This is a genomic window from Mesorhizobium sp. P2_C7, assembly GCF_056404515.1.
Genome location: NZ_JBFUDW010000019.1, coordinates 14,311 through 31,581, shown reverse-complemented (window position 1 = coordinate 31,581; position 17,271 = coordinate 14,311). Strand labels below are relative to the sequence as shown.

Sequence of the window (17,271 nt, the reverse complement as noted above, 5' to 3'; positions counted from 1 at the left end):
TGTCAGAGGTTGGCGATCAGCGCGGATAGTGCCGTGCGAAGATCGGTCTCGCCGCGCCTGACTTCGCCGAAGCCGTGTTCCACGTCGATGCGGCCGGCGTTGTGTGCATCGAACAAAGTTGCAACCAGTTCGGCGTAACTCGCACTGATGCCGCCGCCAACGAGAGCGGGGACCCAGTCCTGCCTGGGCAATTCACGCGCAACGATCTCGCGGCCGGCGATCTCACCCAGTGTTAGTGCCACATCGGCCGCGCTGTAGCGGCGTGGTCCCTCGGCGTGGACCACGCGCAGTCGATCGCCGCCGCCCGAGAGAAGCAGGTCCGCCGCCATCAGCCCGACATCGCCCGCCGACACCGTAGGAAAGGATTTGGATACAGGGTGGTGCAGGCTCGGCAGGAAGCCAGTCGCGAGCGCCCGGTCGACCAGCCGGCCCCAGTTCTGCATGTGCTCGGCGGAGCGCAGCATCGTTACTGCCGCGGGGATCTTCTTCAGCTGCGATTCCAGATGGTGGAAGGTCAGCGTGATGCCGGTACCGGTAGCGACCTGGGCACCATAGTCCGAGATCGCCAGAATACTTTCCGGCCGGGTCTGATCGAGTGCGTCCGTGATGGCCTTGATGGTGAACTCCATGTCAGCCGATGCATCATCGGAATGAATGCTGGTTGGACAGATGACCTGCACCGTCGTGGCGCCCCTTGTTGCCCGCGCCAGCGCCGACGCGTCGCGCAGATCGGCAACTTCTATCTCGCAACCGAGTGCACGAAGCGCGTCCGCTCGCGCCGGATTGCGAACGACGGCCCTGACTGGAGCATCATGTCGGCGCAGTGCGCCAATGGTGGCTCGTCCGATTTTTCCGCTGGCACCCAACACGACAAACATGCTCGCATCCTTCGATCTCATCGCCGAATGCCAGGAATGCCGGATCGGCGGGTTCGCGTCGCCCAGATATGGACGACGGAGCGCAAGAACGGATGATCGGATCAAGGCTGGCGCGATGCAGGTCAGCGCCGATCACCGCTGCGCGCGGGTCAATGCGGCAGGGGTGACGCCGAGGACACGTTTCATGCTTTGAGCCATATGGCTCTGATGCGCGAAACCTGTCTCCAGCGCGATCTGGCTGAGCGGCATTTCCCCTTCGTGCAGCAAGATTTTGGCCCGCTCGACCCTGCGATGAATGACATATTGGTGGGGCGGCATGCCGAAGGTTCGGCGAAACAGCACTTTCAGATGCGACACGCTGATGGCGGCCACCTGGGCCAGCGCATCCAGGGAAAGGTCCTGATCGAGATTGGCTTCGATGAACTCGTCAAGCCGGCGCTTCTGGCCGGAGGAAAGCGTTTGCCTGGCCGCAACGGTTCGAAGGGACGCCGCGCCATGGATGAGCTGCATGGCCAAGGCCCTGGCCAGGCTTTCGAAATACAGCCGGTCGGACGGCACGTCAGGGCTCAGTCCGGTCGCCAGCGCGTGTGCGATGTGTTCGATTCTTGGATCCCGGCGCTGAAACTGCGGGTTGACGACGATCCTGTCCGGATCGATTTCGAGATCCCGGGCAGCCTGCCGGACCAGCGCCGGGCTGACCCATAGCCGCAGTATGGTGCAGTCGGCATCATCTTCCCAGTCGCCATCGAGCCCTGCGGGCACAATATCGATGTCGCCGTGCGACTGAACTCGCCGGTGACGTTTTCCGTCGCAGTGGCACGAAGCATTGACTGGTGCCCCGACGTGAATTCCCAGCCGGTGGTTGAGAGACGCCGGCACGTAGGTCAGGCCTGCGGCGATCCTTCGGGTCTCAACTCCCACGCCGATCGTTTCCAGCCAATTGCCTTGCATTGTCTTCGCTTCGCGTTTGCCGCCTTCCGGCATCATATTGTGCCGGAAGGCGAAATTGACAGGGCCTGCGGTCGCCATTGGAGAAGCCAAAGCCAATTGCGGCATGAATGCGGCATTCAGTTGCGGTTCAGCTTCCATCTCATATAAGCTCCCATGCAAAGGCGAAAATGCCTTGCGAAATGCAACAGAGGCGGTGGGAACACCGATATTGCAACATGTGGAAGTCTCTCGTCGCTGCCGTCGCTTTGGCCGCTGCCATCGGCTCGACCCATGCCGCCAGCGCGGTCAACAAGGATGCCGAGACCCGCACGCTGATCGTGACGGAGGGCGGCAGCAAATCAGACCTTGCGCTGGCCGCTGGCGAAACCGTTGAATTCTGCCCGAACGGTTGCTTCGTCACCTTGCCCAATGGCGATCTCGAAGCCCTGACCGGCTCGGAAACGGTCGAGATCTCGGGCGGGGTTGCCCGCATCAAGTAATCCCCGACGGCATGACAGGAAAGGCCGGGCATTTGCCCGGCCTTTTATTGTTTTCGGTAGCGTTTGCTTAACAATGAAGCCGGAAATACCGCCGCAACAACCGCCTGCATCCGGGCGTTTTAACGTTCGCTATGCCGTTCCCGGCTATACCAGCTTCAAGACGCCGAAACGCGGCGCGCAACGAGGCTCCGGTTTTCCGGATCATACGATGGCAGGGCAGGACGGGTTATGGATGCGAGGTCGGACAGGAACGCAATACCGTTTGCGGTCGATCTCGACGGCACGCTGATTGCTACCGACCTGTTGTGGGAAGGGCTGTTCATCCTTCTCAAAAAGAACCCGCTCTATATCTTCCTCGTGCCTTTCTGGGCCGCCGGCGGCCCGGCCCGGTTGAAGGAGGCGATCGCCCAGCGCATCGACATCGATCCGGCATCGCTGCCCTATCGCGAGGCGTTGCTCTGCCGCCTCCGGACCGAGCACGCCGAAGGCCGCAAGATCGTGCTGGCGACCGGCACGCCGCGCAAGTTCGCTGATGCCATCGCTGCCCATCTCGGCATTTTCGACCGGGTGTTGGCTACCGACGGTTTCGACAATCTCACCTCCGGCAGGAAGCGAGCCTCACTGATCGCGGCCTATGGCGACGGCGGCTTCGATTACGCCGGCAACAGCCGCCACGACCTCCAAGTCTTCGACGCCGCGCGCACGGCGATCGTCGTGGCGCCCGACCGTCATGCCGCGCGCTGGCAGGCAGCCCACGGCGCCGAGACGATGCCGACGCCCAAGCCGACACTGCGGACCGTCGTCAAGATGCTGCGCGTGCATCAGTGGCTCAAGAACTCGCTGATCACCGTGCCGATGGTGCTGTCGCATGAATATTTCAACACCGCCATGATCTGGCAATGCCTGCTGGCGTTCGTCTCGTTCAGCGCGGTGGCGTCGGCGATCTACATCCTCAACGATTTCTTCGACCTTGCGCTCGACCGCAAGCACGCCACCAAGCGCAACCGGCCGTTCGCCAGCGGCGCGCTGTCGATCCCGTTCGGCCTTGGCGCGATCGCGGTGCTGCTGGCGATCGGCATCGCCACCGGGTTGCTGTTGTCGCCCGAATTCCTGGCCGTGCTTGGCGGCTACATGGTGGTCACGACGGCCTATTCGCTGTCGTTCAAGCGGATGCTGCTTGTCGACGTGCTGACGCTTGCCGGCCTCTACACGATCCGCGTCCTGGCGGGTGCGGCCGCGACCGGCGTCGACGTCTCGTTCTGGCTGCTCGCTTTCTCGATCTTCTTCTTCCTGTCGCTGGCGCTGGTGAAGCGCTTCGTCGAACTTCGCACCACAGCCATTCCGCCCGGCGAGCGCATTGCCGGCCGTGGCTATCGCACCGAAGACCAGGAGATCGTCGCCCAGGCCGGAATGGCTTCGGCCTTCTCCTCGGCGCTGGTGCTGGCGCTCTACATGGACAGCGTCGCCGTGCGCGAGCTTTATCCGCATCCGTGGCTGATCTGGCCGCTGGCGCCAATCGTGCTTTATCTCACCATGCGCGTCTGGATCCTGGCGCGCCGCGACGAGATGCATGACGACCCGGTCGTCTTCATCATCCGCGACTGGCGCAGCCAGATCGTGGTGCTGATCGGCGCGGTGATGCTGGTCATCGGAGGCTGGTAGGGGATGGCCGCCGAACGCTTCCCGAGCTTTGGTCTTGCCACGCCGCCGGCACCACGCGCGATCGGCGCCGACGATGGCATTGCGCTGCTGAAGGGCGGCCAGGCCAAGCCGGCGTCGCTGCTCGCCTATGGCAACGGCCGTTCCTACGGCGATTCCTGCCAGAACGAGGCCGGTACGGTCGTCGACATGCGTTCCCTGAACAGCATCCGCGCCTTCAATGCCGAGACGGGCCTTCTTGAAGCCGATGCCGGGGTGCTGTTGTCCGACATCATCGCACACGCTGCCCCTTACGGCTTCTTCCCGGCGGTTGTTCCAGGCACGCAATTCGTCACGCTCGGCGGCGCCATCGCCAATGACGTGCATGGCAAGAACCATCATCGGCGCGGCACTTTCGGCTGCCATGTCGAGGCCTTGACGCTGCTCAGGTCCGACGGAAAGACCCGTCGCTGTTCGGCGACCGACAATGCGCGGCTGTTTCGGGCGACGATCGGCGGAATGGGGCTGACCGGCCTCATCCTGTCGGCCTCGATCCGGCTGATGCGGGTGCCTTCGCTCTACATCGTCGAGACTGCGACGCCGTTTCGCGATCTCGGCGAATTTTTCGGTCTGGCCGAGGCGGCCGACCAGGCCAATGAGTACGCGGTCGCCTGGATCGACCAGTTGGCCGGTGGCCGCAACAGTGGTCGCGGCCTGCTGTTTACCGGCAATCACGCCGAGCACGGCTCGCATGCCGCCGCGCGCGCCGGCGGCACGCTATCGGTGCCGGTCCAGCCGCCTTTCAATGTCCTTAACCGGCCGTTCCTGACCGCCTTCAATGGCGCATACAGGTGGAAGAAGGGCCGGTCCGCGGCGCCGCGCCAGGTCGGATACCAGGGCTTCTTCTTTCCGCTTGATGGCGTGCGCGACTGGAACCGGCTTTACGGACCGAAAGGGCTTTTCCAGCACCAGAGCGTGGTCCCTGAAGAGACGGCGCACGAGGTGGTGCCGGCGCTGCTGGCGGCAGCAAGGCGGGCCGGGCAGGGCTCGTTCCTTACCGTGCTGAAGCGGTTCGGCTCAATCCGCTCGCCGGCGCTGCTGTCGTTCCCGCGTCCCGGCTATACGCTGACGCTGGACTTCCCCAACAGGGGGGCGGCAACGCTCGCGCTGCTGCGGGAACTCGATCGCATCACCGTCGAGGCCGGCGGCGCGGTCAACCCCTATAAGGATGCCCGCATGGGCGCCGACATCTTCGCTTCGTCCTTTCCCGAATGGCAGCGGCTGGAGGCGTTGCGCGATCCCGCCTTCATGTCGTCATTCTGGGCTCGGACGGCAAGGAAACTCGATACGCGGCGCGGCACGGTCGAGGCGGCAGAATAGATAAAACTTGAGTAATTCTTGGTTATTAAATCGTTAAATTGACGATTCACTCAAAACATTCTTGTGGCTTCACGAAATGTTTGCGGGTTTGTAATAGGAAGCGTTAAGGGGTGGCTGGGAACACATGAAATACATCGTCTTCATTCTCTTCACGGTCATGACCAATGCCGCTGCGCAGCTGATGCTGAAGCAAGGCATGATGTCGCTCGGGCCGATCTCGTTCGAGGGCGTCAATCCCCTGGTCAAGCTGTTGCAGATCGTCTTCAGCCCCTGGGTGTTCCTGGGCCTGTGCACCTTTGTCATTTCGATGGCCTCGCACCTCTATGTGCTGTCCAAGGTCGAGCTTTCCTTCGCCTATCCGTTCCTCAGCCTCGCCTATGTCGCCGTCGCCATCTTCGCCTATTTCGTCTTCCGCGAGGACCTCAATGGCTGGCGCATCGCCGGCATCGCATGCATCTGCGTCGGCACGGTGTTGATCGCGCAAAGCGGGCGCGGGCATGAGGCGCAGACGGCTTCGCTTTCCTCCGACAAGATTCACAGCGAGACTATCCAATGAGACATGTCATTTTCGGTGGCGACGGTTTCGTCGGTCGCCATCTTGCCCCGAAGCTTGTCGCCGATGGTGAAGAGGTTGTCGTCGCCGACATCGTCAGGAGCGACCTGCCGCATTACCGCAATGTCCGCTTTATCAAGTGCGATGTCACCGATCCGGCCTCGGTCGCCGCGGTTGGGCTGAAGGCCGACGACATGGTCTACAATTTGTCGGCCAAGATGCTGTCGCCGATCCAGGTTCGCGCCAAACGGCATGATTTCTTCTTCCCGGTCAATTTCCATGGCACCGAGCACATCATGCAGGCGATGGACAAGGCCGGCGCACCCAAGCTCGTCCACTACACGACCGACATGATTTACGGCCACACGGTCACCCAGCCGATGACGGAGGAGCATCCGGTCGCGCCGCTTGGCGAATATGGCTGGTCGAAACAGAAGACCGAGGAACTGGCCGCCGAATGGCGCAAGCGTGGCATGTCGATCTCGCTGTTCCGCCCGCGCCTGATCATCGGCCCCGGCCGGCTCGGCATTCTGGAAAAACTGTTCAAGCTGATCGACTGGAGTTTTCCTGTGCCGATGATCGGTTCAGGCAGAAACCCCTATCAGTTCATCTCGGTGTTCGACTGCGCCGAGGCGGCGCGCGCCGCCTGGAAGGCCGGGGTGCCTGATGAGGCCTACAATCTGGGCTCGCTCAACCCGCCGCCGGTCAAGAAACTGCTCGGCGACCTGATCAGGCATGCGGGTTCTAAATCGATCCTGATCCCGACGCCGGGCTGGGCGGTGAAGCGCACGCTCGACCTGCTCGACCTGATGAACATGCCGATCATGGATCCGGAGCAATATCTGATCGCCGACGAAGAGTGCGTTCTCGATGTCTCTAAGGCGGAACGCCAGCTCGGCTGGGTGCCGCACTATCGCGACGAGGACATGCTGATCGCCGCCTACAGCGAGTACCGCGCCAAGCAGGCCGGTCACGCTGTCGCCACCAAACATGTGCCGGCCGAATAGCGGCTCGCAAAACAGCTTTCGTTGCGCACGATCCCGGTCATGCGCGCAGACAGGAGATTGAAATGACCGTCATGGCCAAGCCCGAACAGACGAGCGCGCGCACCATGGTCAGCGCGCCGGCGCTGTCGCCCGCCACCATCGCCAAGCCCGACCTGATCAGTGTCGAGCAGGCCAAGGCGATGGACGTCGCTGTGATGACCGACCTGTTCAAGGCGCACCTCAATCCCGGCCAGCTGCATTTCATGAAGCTGCTCGGTTTCCACAAGATCAAGATCGAGCGTGCCGAGGGCATGTTCTACATCGACCAGAACGGCCGCAAGATCCTCGATTTCTTCGGTGGCTTTGGTTCGCTGGCCTTTGGCCACAACCATCCGCGCATTCTGGAAGTGCGGAAAAAATTCCAGGAGGAGAAACGCCAGGAGATCGCCATCGCCTTCATGTCGCAATATGCGGCGGCCCTGGCGCACAACATCGCCAAATGCTCACCGGGCGATCTCGACATGGTGTTCCTGGGCTCGTCAGGCTCAGAGGCGATGGAAGCGGCGGTCAAGCTCGCCGAGCGCGCCGCAGGCCCGAAGCGGTCAAAAATCGCCTATGCCGAGAATTCCTTCCACGGCAAGACCAAGGGCGTGCTGGGCATCACCGACGGCCAGCTTTATCGCGCCGACTTCAAGATGGCGGAGAATACGGTCCGCATCCCCTTTGCCGACATTGAAGCGGTCGAGCGCCTGTTCCGCTCCGACCCGGAGGTCGGCGTCATCGTGCTCGAAACCATCCAGGGTGGCGGCGGCATCATCCAGGCTCCGGCCGAATACTGGCAGAAGCTGCGCGTGCTCTGCGACCAATATGGGGTGCTGTGGGTCGCCGACGAAGTGCAGTGCGGCTATGGCCGATCGGGCCGCTTCTATGCCTTCGAGCATTACGACGTGGTTCCTGACGTGACGGCGCTGGCCAAGTCGCTTGGTGCAGGCAAGGCGGCGGTTGGCGCGATGATTGCCCGGCGCGAGGTCTATATGAAGGCCTACGGCACGCCGAAGACGGCGATGATCCATGCGATGGCGACCTTTGGCGGCATGGGCGAGGCCTGCATCACCTCGATAGAGGGGCTCAACGTGCTCTATGACGAGGGGCTGATCGACAACTCTGCGGTCACCGGCGATTACCTGCTGCAGCGGCTGCAGGCGCTTAAGGACAAATATCCCAAGATCATCAAGGACGTCCGCGGCAAGGGCTTCATGGTCGGCCTGGAGTTCCACGACTTCTCGCAGACCTTGCCGATGGTGCTGCGGCCGATCGTCAGCGTGCTCGACGACAAGCTGAAAGGCTCGCTGTCGGGCTTCATCGGCGCGCTCTTGCTGCGTGACTATGACGTGCTCGTCGCCTTCACCGAATACAATCGCAACGTCATCCGGCTCGAGCCGCCGCTGATCTGCCAGCGCGAGCATGTCGACCGTTTCGTCGATGCCTTCGACAGCCTGCTGTCGCGCGGCATTGTGTCGATCGTCAAGGATTTCGTCAAAAGCCAAGTCCGTTAAAGCGAAGGTCGCTGAGCAAAATCATGCTGACCAAGTCTCCCGCTGAGAAAAACCCACTCGACCGGCTCACCGAGGCCGGCCTGACGTGGGGTGAGGGGACCTATGCGCGTTTGGCGGCACCTATCGGCGCGGCGGCTTTCGCGCTCTACATCCTGCTGACGGCGTTCACGGCATGGGTGATGCCGGACGCCAACTGGGACATGCTGCCCTATCTCGCCATCGCCGAGGAAGGCACCTATCCCGATGCGCAGGCGCTGCACGACTATGCCTACAGCACCGTCAAGGCCGGCGTGTCGGCGGGTGACTACAAGACGCTGACCGACGATGGCGGCGGCTTCCGCAGCCATATGGCGGAGAATGCCGCCGACTTCCATTCGCTGCTCGGCATGTATCGGATCAAGTTCCTCTATGCCGAGATCCTGTCGACGATGAGTTCGGCGATGTCGCCAGTGGAGGCGATGCGGCTGGTCTCGGTGTTGTCCGTGCTGTTGTTCGGCGCGATCGCGCTGCTCTGGCTGCGCTCGGAGCACGCACTGGCGCTGGCTCCTGTGATCGGCGCGGTGCTGATCATGGCCGACTTCGGTGATGCAGCGCGTGCCTCGACGCCTGACCTGTTGTGCTCGGCGCTGTTCCTCGGCGGGCTTTACGCCTATGTCCGCGGCCGCGAGGCGACAACGGCGATCCTGCTCTTCCTTGCCTTCATGGCGCGGCCGGACAACATTGTTTTCCTTGCTATTTTCGCTGTGTTGCTGGTCGCCTTCCGGCAGAAGGCATGGGGCGCGCTGGTCGGCTTCGCCGCGTCCTTCGTCGCCTATTTCGCCATTTCGCACTGGGCCCATCACCCCGGCTGGTGGCCGCATCTGTGGTTCTCCAGCATCCAGCAGCACTACAATATGGACGGGTTCGAGCCGCCATTCTCGATCGCTGCCTATCTGCGGGCGTTTGCCACATCGCTGCTGCGCGCCGTCAGCCTGAACAGCTGGGTCGGCGTCTCGGTGCTGGCTTTGGCCGGCTGGTACGCGGCAAGCCGCGTCGGCTTCCGCCTCGAGCGTCGCGCCGGCATCCTGTTTGCGGCGCTGGTGCTCGGCGTGCTGGCGAAATTCGCCGTGTTTCCGATCCACGACACTCGCATCTATTTCCCCAATCTGATCCCGCCGTTCCTGCTGCTGGCGACGCCGCTGATGGCGCTGTGGGCAACAGCAGCCCGTGGCCAGCATCGCGCCGCCCTGCATGTCCTTCCCGGAGACAAGTCATGAGTTCAGTATCCAACCTGGCGCGTGTTGCCCTGTCGCTTGGTCTTCCCAGTGGACTTCTCGATCGCGGACCGTCGCTACGCGGCACGAAATTCCTGGCCAAGGCGGCGCTGAAAGCGCGCTTCGGCGGATCAGGGCGCCTGTTCCAGATGGTTAATGTCGGCGCCTGCGACGGCGCGTTGTTCGATGACGTGACGCCGTGGCTGCACCGCATAGCTGGTGCCCGCGCCATGCTGGTCGAGCCGATCCCGTACAATCAGAAGCGGTTGCGCGCCAACTATCCCGACACGAGCCGGTTCATCATCGAGCCGGTGGCTGTCACCAAGACGAAGGGCACGATCACCGTCCACACCTTCGATGCCGCCGCACTCGAGGCCGGCACGTTGCCGATCGAGTTCATCGGCTGCTCGTCGGTGACCGACACCAATCTGATGTCGGGCAAGAACGCCTGGGGCGAGGCCGACGCAAATTTCAACAAGTTCGCGCCGCATCTGAGAGATATCGAGGTGCCGTCGGAAACGCTGCAGACCCTGCTCGACCGCAACGGTATCAGCTATATCGATGCCTTCCTCGTCGATTGCGAGGGCGCCGACTGGGTCGTCTTCGAACAACTCGACCTCAAGCGCTATCGCCCAGGCATGATCAAGGTTGAGGTCGGCGCGCTGCCGGCCGCCGAGATCGGCCAGGTCGTGGTCAAGCTGAAGACGTCAGGCTATCAGGTCGGCTTCCAGGCCGAGGATGTGTGGGCCTTCGCCTGAGTTGGCCTCCTTCGGCTGAAAAAGAACCGGCCGATGCTTCCCACGTGGACCATTCGGTGGTCTGGTCGCTCGGCTTTTTGCCAATGTCGCAAACAGGCTTCATCAGTGCCACCGCTCCGCCCTATAGTCCGCCCGCTTTATCACTTTGGAGTCGCGGGCAATGGCAGAGTTTCCGAAAAAGGCGAAGGTCGTCATCGTTGGCCTGGGCGGCATTGTCGGTGCATCGATCGCCCATCACCTGATCGAACGCGGCTGGGACGATATTGTCGGCATCGACAAGTCCGGCATCCCGACCGACATCGGCTCGACCGCGCATGCCTCCGACTTCTGCTACACGACCAGCCATGATTTCCTGTCGTGCTGGACGACGCTGTACTCCATCGATTTCTACGAGAAGATGGGCCATTACGCGCGCATCGGCGGCCTCGAAGTGGCTCGCGTTGGCGACGACAGCCGCATGGACGAGATCAAGCGCAAGATCGCCTCGGCCAAGGCATTTGGCACGCGCGCGCGCCTGATCGAACCGGCCGAGATCAAGGAAAAATTTCCGCTGATCGAAGAAGGCATGGTGCAGGGCGGCCTGTGGGATCCCGATGCCGGCCTCGTCATCCCGCGCTCGCAGACCGTCGCCGGCAAGCTTGTCGACCAGGCGGAAGCCTCCGGCAAGCTCAAATCCTTCGCCAACACGCCGGCAAAGTCGCTCATCGTCAAGGACGGCCGCATCACCGGCGTGGTGACCGATCGCGGCACCATCGAGGCCGATTATGTCGTGGTCTGCGCCGGCATCTGGGGCCGGCTGATCGCGGAGATGGTCGGCGAGGATCTGCCGGTCATGCCGATCGACCATCCGTTGACCTTCTTCGGCCCGTACAACGAGTTCGCCGGCACCGGCAAGGAGATCGGCTGGCCGCTGCTGCGCGACCAGGGCAATTCGGCCTATATGCGTGACACAGGCGATCCAAAGACCGCCGAGGGCGGGCAGATCGAATGGGGCTATTACGAAGAGACCAATCCGCGCCTTTGCCATCCGCGGGACCTGCTGGAGAAGGACCAGGCCCGGCTTTCCCCGTCGCAGCGCGATCTCGACATGGAGCAAATCCTGGGGCCGCTCGAACGCGCCATGGAGTTGACGCCGATCCTGGGCGAACTCGGCTACAACGAGAGCCATTCCTTCAACGGTCTCTTGCAGGTGACGGCGGATGGCGGCCCGTCGATGGGCGAAAGCCAGAAGGTGAGGGGGCTGTGGTATGCCGTCGCCATCTGGGTCAAGGACGGCCCAGGCATGGGCAAGCTGATAGCCGACTGGATGACCGACGGCCGCACGGCGATCGACCATCACGCCATCGACTATGCGCGTTTCTATCCGCACCAGACGAAGGAGCAGTTCATCTGGGACCGCTGCACCGAGACGGCGATGAAGGTCTACAATCCGGCGGTGCATCCGCGCGAACCCTTCTCCAAGGCTCGCAACATCAGGCGCTCGCCGTTCTGGGAGCGCGAAAAGGAACTCGGCGGCTATTTCATGGAACTCGGCGGCTGGGAGCGCGCCCATGGCTATGCCGCCAACGAGCATCTTCTGGAGAAATACGGCAACCGCGTGCCGGTGCGCGAGAACGAGTGGGACAACCGCCATTTCTGGCGCGTTTCCAACGCCGAACACCTAGCCATGAGCGAGGATTGCGGCATCGTCAACCTGTCGCACTTCTCGATGTATGATATCGAAGGGCCCGACCATGTCGCGTTGCTGGAATGGCTATGCGCGGCCAAGATCGGCGGCGACAACAACATCGGCAAGGGCATCTACACCCACTTCCTCGACGAGGAAGGGATGGTGCGTGCCGACTTCACCGTCATCCGCATGGCTGACCGCTGTCGTTTGATCGACGGGGCGGACGCCGGCCCGCGCGACTTCCAGTACATGCGCCGCACCGCGCAGGACAAAGGTTTCGACGTCACCATCACCGACGTGACCGAGAAATATGTCACCATCGGCATCTGGGGTCCGAATGCCCGGGCGACCTTGCAGAAGGTGGTCGAGAATCCGGACGGGCTCTCGCTTGAAAACTTCCCGTTCGCGGCGATCAAGCCGGTCCGGATCGGCGGCAAGGACGTCACCGCCTTCCGCATCTCCTATGTTGGCGAGCAGGGCTGGGAACTGCATATGCGCTACGAGGATGGCCTCGCCGTCTGGGACGCGCTGCGCTCGACCGGCGTGATGCCCTTTGGCGTTGAAACCTATGCCAACACGCGCCGCATGGAAAAGAGCCTGCGCCTGCAGAATGCCGACCTGCTGACCGAGTACAATCTGCTGGAAGCCGATCTTGCCCGTCCGAAAGTCAAGGAGAACGATTTCTGCGGCAAGGCCAGGCATGTCGAGTACCGCGCGCGCGAGCACCAGCCGGCCACGCTGTGCACGCTGGTGATGACCGAGAATGTCGATTCGAAAGGCGTTGCCCGCTATCCCGTCGGCACGATGCCGGTGATGGACCCGAAGACGGGCGAAACGCTGGTCGACGAACTCGGCCGCCGGTCGTTCACGACGTCGATGGCCTATGGTCCGACCATCGGCAAGAACATCGGTCTCGCCTATCTGCCGTGGGCGTTTGCCCAGGAAGGCCGCAAGCTCGCCATCGAGTATTTCGGTGAGACCTATCCGGTTGAAGTCGCGGCGGTCGGCTACAAGCCGCTCTATGACCCGGAAAACCTCAAGCCGCGCAGCTGACGACTGCAGGGCGCAAAACAGCGTGAATAAGAAGCCCGGCTGCTGGCCGGGCTTTTCTCTTTTTTAACGACCGATTCTCGCTTACCCTTGCGGCATGTCTGTTTTTTCATGCGTGAGACCTGTCTTGTCGGGCGGCGCCGCGATCGCAATGATGCTCTGGCTGACGCCGGTGTCCCTCGCGGATGAACCGGTCGATGTCGAGCTGGTGCTGGCCGTCGATGTTTCCCTGTCGATGTCGCCCGATGAACTTGAGATCCAGCGGCACGGCTACGCAGCGGCGCTGACCCACGACAACGTGCTGCAGGCGATTGCCGACGGCGCTCATGGCAAGATCGCCGTCACCTATGTCGAGTGGGCCGGCACCACCTGGCAGCGCGTCATCGTGCCGTGGACGGTGATCGCCAATCGCGCCGACGCGGAGCGTGTGGTTGCGCAATTGTCGGCCCAACCGCCCGGCAGCGCGCGGCGCACCTCGATCTCCGGCGCGCTGGAGTTCGGCAGCGATCTTTTTGCTGAAAGCGGCTACCAGGGAGACAAGCGGGTCATCGACATTTCGGGTGACGGCCCCAACAACCAGGGCGCGCCGGTCAACCTCACCCGCGACGGGCTGGTCAAGCAAGGCATCGTCATCAACGGACTGCCGCTGATGACCCGAGGCGGGTTTTCCGGCGCCTACGACGTCAACAATCTCGATCGCTACTACAGCGACTGTGTCATCGGCGGTCCTGGGGCCTTCATGATCCCGGTCAACGACTGGACGCAATTTCCCGAAGCCATACGCCGCAAGCTGGTGCTTGAGCTTGCCGGCCCGGCCTCACCGCAATGGGCGGACGAAGAAGCCGCGCATCCGCCTGTTTTATTGGCGCAGGATGCGCCCGCCAGCGACTGCCTGGTCGGCGAGAAAATGTGGCGCAACCGCAGCTGGATGTTCGACAGCCGCTAGGCTTGCCTCTCCGACGGAAGCAATGGCAAACTGGCGAGGCCGCGCGATCGGGCGGCGGGGGCCGCGGTCAGAACCGAGGAAAACACCAGATGAAACGTCTTGCCATCCTGACTGCTGTCGCATCCCTGCTTTGTGCTGACGGCGCCAGCGCCCAATACAATGATGAGCCCGCCTGCATCATGTTCGAGCACGCAAATTTTCGCGGGCGGTCTATCGGCATGGGGTCCGACGATTCCGTGAATTTTCGCGGCGGTCAGTTCTGGAACGACCGCGTGTCGTCGGTGATCGTCCGCCGTGGCTGCACGCTCGTTGCCTATGAGGACTCGCGGATGGGCGGCCGTTCGATCGAGATCAGGCGCAGGGTCCGTAATTTCGGCGGCAGCGAGTGGAACGACCGCATCTCGTCGGCGGAATGTTATTGTAACGACTACTGAAGGCATGCCGGATTTCTGGCGGCTGATGCCGTTTCGGCGGCGGGGGGGCGATCCAGTGGGGCCTCACCATCCTGTTCATTGACAAGCCGATTGGCCTCTGTGACACAATTTCCGCAGAGAAAACAAAAGGGGAACTGACATGACCAGGATCGCCGTTCTTGCCGCAACATTGACACTTGCCGCCGGCTTGTCCGCACCGGCGATGGCGGCCACATCTGTCACCATCGGCATCAGCGGCTGGACCGGCTTCGCGCCGCTGACGCTTGCCAAACAGGCAGGCCTGTTCGAGAAGCACGGCCTCGACGTGACCTTGAAGAAGGTGCCGCAAGCGAGCCGGCCGCTCGCCATCGCCAGCGGCGACCTGCAATGCGCCGCCACCACGGTCGAGACCTGGCTGGTCTGGAATGCCAGCGGCGTCACCACCAAGCAGATCTTCCAGCTCGACAAGTCCTATGGCGCCGACGGCATCGTCGTCCGCAACGACATCAAGACCGTCGCCGATCTCAAGGGCAAGAATGTCGCGTCCTCGGCACCCGGCACGTCGCCCTATTTCATGCTCGCCTGGGTGCTGAACAAGAACGGCATGTCGACCAAGGATGTGACCGTCGTCAACCTGGAGCCGGACGCGGCGGCGCAGGCCTTCCTCGCCGGCCAGAACGACGCCGCCGTCACCTATGAGCCGTTCATCTCGGCGGTGCGAGGCAAATCCGACCAGGGCCATATCCTGGCGACGACGCTCGACTACCCGATGGTGCTCGACACGGTCGGCTGCACGCCCGAATTCCTCAAGGCCAACCCCGATGCCGCCAAGGCACTTGCCGACAGCTATTTCGAAGCGCTCGACCTGATCAAGAGCGATCCGCAGAAATCCTACGAGATCATGGGCGCTGACGTGAAGCAGTCGGCCAAGGAGTTCGAGGATTCGGCGAAGTACCTGAAATGGGCCGACAAGGCCGAGAACAAGCAGTTCTTCACCAAGGAATTCCAGGACTTTTCCAAGACCGCCGGCGATCTTCTGCTGCAGATGGGGCTGATCAAGGAAGCGCCCGACGTCACCACGCTGGCCGACACCAGAGCGGTGTCGAACTGACAGTCCGGCCTTCGGCCATCTCGCGGCGGCGCTTGCGCCGCCGTTTTCTCCTGGACAAGTGATGATTTAAACATGCGCCCCTTGCAGCCAGTCTCGCCGGGCATCCGAACCGTGCTCGGCATTTCCTTCTTCGTGCTGTTCGTCGCCTTCTGGGCATGGATCACGCTTGGCGGCCACGTCAATCGCATCTTCCTCGCCGATCCGCTGTCGATGCTGCGAGATGGCTGGCGGCTGCTGGTCGAGGATCGTTTCTGGCTCGACATACTGATCACCATCTGGCGGGTCTTCGGCGGCTTCCTGCTGGCCTCGGTCGTCGCGGTGCCGCTCGGTATTGCCATGGGCGCCTGGAAGCCGGTGGAGGCGTTCCTGGAGCCTTTCGTCTCCTTTGCCCGTTACCTGCCGGCCTCGGCCTTCATTCCGCTGCTCATCCTGTGGGCCGGCATTGGCGAACTGGAAAAACTGCTCGTCATCTTCGTCGGCTCGGTGTTCCAGATCATCCTGATCATCGCGGTCAAGGTCGGCAGCACGCGGCGCGACTTGGTCGAGGCTGCCTATACGCTGGGCTCCACCAACAACGGCATCGTCAGCCGTGTGATCATGCCGGCCAATGCGCCGGAGATCGCCGAGACGTTGCGGCTGGTGCTCGGCTGGGCCTGGACCTATGTCATCGTCGCCGAGCTGATCGGCTCGTCCTCCGGCATCGGCTACATGATCATCAACAGCCAGTCGCGGCTGGCGACGGGGCAGATCATCTTCGGCATCATCGTCATCGGGCTGATCGGACTGTTGTCCGATTTCGCTTTCAAGGCCTTCAACCGCTGGCTCTTTCCGTGGAGCCTGGCGTGAGCAAGCTTCTCATCGAGGGCGTTTCGCGAACGTTCGCCGGCGTGCGCGGCGGCGAGCCGGTCAAGGCTCTGATGCCGGTCGACCTGGCGGTCGCGGCCAACGACTTCATCACCATCCTCGGCCCATCGGGCTGCGGAAAGTCAACGCTGCTCAGAATTGTCGCCGGCCTGGAAGCGCCAAGCCAAGGCCGGGTGCTGCTCGACGGCAAGGCGGTGACCCGTCCGGGGCCGGATCGCGGCATGGTCTTCCAGTCCTACACGCTGTTTCCCTGGCTGACGGTGGCCGAGAATATCGCCTTCGGCTTGCGCGAACGCGGCATGGCCGAAAAGGAGCGGGACGGGATCGTTGCTTCCTATGTCGATCTCGTTGGCCTGAAAGGGTTTGAGAACCATTGGCCGAAGCAGCTTTCCGGCGGCATGCAGCAGCGCACGGCGATCGCCCGCGCTTTGGCCAACGATCCCGAGATCCTGTTGCTCGACGAGCCGTTCGGCGCGCTCGACAATCAGACGCGCGGGTTGATGCAGGAGCTGCTGCTCGGCATCTGGGAGCGCCGCAAGAAAACGGTGCTGTTCGTCACCCACGACATCGAGGAGGCGATCTTCATGGCGTCGCGCGTGATCGTGATGACGGCGCGGCCCGGCCGCATCAAGTCGGATCTCGCCATCGACCTGCCGCATCCGCGCCACTACACGCTGAAGACCAGCCCGGAATTTTCGGTGCTGAAGGCGCGGCTGACCGAGGATATCCGCGTCGAAGCGATGCGCACGGCGCAGACACAGAGCGCCTAGGTAACCTTAATATGCC

General features: G+C 62.6%; 16 protein-coding genes. 14 read left to right on the top strand and 2 right to left on the bottom strand.

Features of this window, described 5'->3' with window-relative positions:
- Positions 1-2 precede the first annotated feature (2 nt).
- Positions 3-878 (bottom strand): NAD(P)H-binding protein, encoded by an 876-nt coding sequence (locus AC1D2G_RS30230; RefSeq protein ID WP_477418670.1) that lies wholly within the window; start codon positions 876-878, stop codon positions 3-5.
- A 132-nt stretch (positions 879-1,010) separates the two neighbouring features.
- Positions 1,011-1,967 carry a helix-turn-helix domain-containing protein gene (locus tag AC1D2G_RS30225; protein WP_477418668.1) on the bottom strand — a complete coding sequence of 319 codons (957 nt, stop codon included), beginning with the start codon at positions 1,965-1,967 and terminating at the stop codon, positions 1,011-1,013.
- Between the two features lie 77 nt (positions 1,968-2,044).
- Between AC1D2G_RS30225 and AC1D2G_RS30220 the strand changes: the two genes are divergently transcribed.
- The 14 genes from AC1D2G_RS30220 (at position 2,045) to AC1D2G_RS30155 (ending at position 17,255) form a co-directional block, all read left to right on the top strand.
- The gene (locus AC1D2G_RS30220) at positions 2,045-2,308 is read left to right on the top strand and encodes a hypothetical protein (protein ID WP_167392187.1); all 264 of its coding nucleotides are present in this window, start codon (positions 2,045-2,047) and stop codon (positions 2,306-2,308) included.
- A gap of 228 nt (positions 2,309-2,536) precedes the next feature.
- Positions 2,537-3,970: a UbiA family prenyltransferase gene (locus AC1D2G_RS30215; protein ID WP_477418666.1), complete on the top strand. Its 1,434-nt coding sequence runs from the start codon at positions 2,537-2,539 to the stop codon at positions 3,968-3,970.
- 3 nt (positions 3,971-3,973) lie between these two features.
- Complete coding sequence (locus AC1D2G_RS30210; protein WP_477418664.1) at positions 3,974-5,326, top strand: FAD-binding oxidoreductase; 1,353 nt, start codon at positions 3,974-3,976, stop codon at positions 5,324-5,326.
- 124 nt (positions 5,327-5,450) lie between these two features.
- Positions 5,451-5,882 (top strand): EamA family transporter, encoded by a 432-nt coding sequence (locus AC1D2G_RS30205; RefSeq protein ID WP_095087322.1) that lies wholly within the window; start codon positions 5,451-5,453, stop codon positions 5,880-5,882.
- Entirely contained in the window at positions 5,879-6,886 is a 1,008-nt protein-coding gene (locus tag AC1D2G_RS30200; RefSeq protein WP_477418662.1) for an NAD-dependent epimerase/dehydratase family protein, read from the top strand. Before AC1D2G_RS30205 ends, AC1D2G_RS30200 begins: the two co-directional genes overlap by 4 nt.
- A 104-nt stretch (positions 6,887-6,990) precedes the next feature.
- Entirely contained in the window at positions 6,991-8,421 is a 1,431-nt protein-coding gene (locus AC1D2G_RS30195; RefSeq protein WP_477418788.1) for an aspartate aminotransferase family protein, read from the top strand.
- Between the two features lie 23 nt (positions 8,422-8,444).
- Positions 8,445-9,677, top strand: a complete 1,233-nt coding sequence (locus AC1D2G_RS30190) for a hypothetical protein (RefSeq protein ID WP_477418660.1) — start codon at positions 8,445-8,447, stop codon at positions 9,675-9,677.
- Positions 9,674-10,432 carry an FkbM family methyltransferase gene (locus tag AC1D2G_RS30185; protein WP_477418658.1) on the top strand — a complete coding sequence of 253 codons (759 nt, stop codon included), beginning with the start codon at positions 9,674-9,676 and terminating at the stop codon, positions 10,430-10,432. The genes AC1D2G_RS30190 and AC1D2G_RS30185 overlap by 4 nt, the downstream gene beginning before the upstream one ends.
- A 160-nt stretch (positions 10,433-10,592) precedes the next feature.
- Positions 10,593-13,154 carry a GcvT family protein gene (locus AC1D2G_RS30180; protein WP_477395466.1) on the top strand — a complete coding sequence of 854 codons (2,562 nt, stop codon included), beginning with the start codon at positions 10,593-10,595 and terminating at the stop codon, positions 13,152-13,154.
- A 94-nt stretch (positions 13,155-13,248) separates the two neighbouring features.
- Positions 13,249-14,097 (top strand): DUF1194 domain-containing protein, encoded by an 849-nt coding sequence (locus AC1D2G_RS30175; RefSeq protein WP_477418656.1) that lies wholly within the window; start codon positions 13,249-13,251, stop codon positions 14,095-14,097.
- Positions 14,098-14,186: 89 nt separating this feature from the next.
- Positions 14,187-14,531: a peptidase inhibitor family I36 protein gene (locus AC1D2G_RS30170; RefSeq protein WP_477418654.1), complete on the top strand. Its 345-nt coding sequence runs from the start codon at positions 14,187-14,189 to the stop codon at positions 14,529-14,531.
- Between the two features lie 139 nt (positions 14,532-14,670).
- Positions 14,671-15,621 carry an ABC transporter substrate-binding protein gene (locus AC1D2G_RS30165; protein WP_477418652.1) on the top strand — a complete coding sequence of 317 codons (951 nt, stop codon included), beginning with the start codon at positions 14,671-14,673 and terminating at the stop codon, positions 15,619-15,621.
- Between the two features lie 72 nt (positions 15,622-15,693).
- Positions 15,694-16,467, top strand: coding sequence for an ABC transporter permease (locus tag AC1D2G_RS30160; protein ID WP_477418650.1), 774 nt, complete (start codon positions 15,694-15,696; stop codon positions 16,465-16,467).
- Positions 16,464-17,255 carry an ABC transporter ATP-binding protein gene (locus AC1D2G_RS30155; RefSeq protein ID WP_477418648.1) on the top strand — a complete coding sequence of 264 codons (792 nt, stop codon included), beginning with the start codon at positions 16,464-16,466 and terminating at the stop codon, positions 17,253-17,255. Before AC1D2G_RS30160 ends, AC1D2G_RS30155 begins: the two co-directional genes overlap by 4 nt.
- Positions 17,256-17,271: the final 16 nt, after the last annotated feature.